This is a genomic window from Candidatus Poribacteria bacterium (assembly GCA_021295715.1).
Lineage (GTDB): Bacteria > Poribacteria > WGA-4E > WGA-4E > WGA-3G > WGA-3G.
In genome coordinates this window covers 40,421-40,789 of sequence record JAGWBV010000045.1, presented here as the reverse complement: position 1 = coordinate 40,789, position 369 = coordinate 40,421, and the positions used below count along the sequence as shown (strand labels likewise).

General features: G+C 47.2%; 1 protein-coding gene. It reads right to left on the bottom strand.

Features of this window, described 5'->3' with window-relative positions; translation table 11 throughout:
- A partial coding sequence (locus J4G07_12685; GenBank protein ID MCE2414851.1) for a hypothetical protein occupies positions 1-369 on the bottom strand: 369 nt, incomplete at both ends.

Below are 369 nucleotides of genomic sequence, written 5' to 3'. Positions count from 1 at the left end.
TTTTGACCATACGTCCCCGTTGGCGAATCCAGTTACGAACTGCCACGTCCGCATCGAAAACATTAAAACTCGCCACATCTACAAGAAACCATAACCGTTTTCTCCCCGAAGTTTCCCATTCTCTTTCAAACGCTTCCGAATCGTCTAAGAGTCCCCCGATGTAGATGGATGTCAATTCTGGCAGATAATACCTACCCATCTCAGGTTCTGAAAGCACAACTTTGTCGGTGGGTTTCTTTTCTGCTTGTACGACTTCAAATGCCTCCCGCCATTTCGGTCTCCCTCCGTTCTCGATTTTAAAATAGAGATAGTCTTGCGACAAGAGTGTCACGAGGAGTACACACGGCACAAGTATGCCGAGCGTGTTTC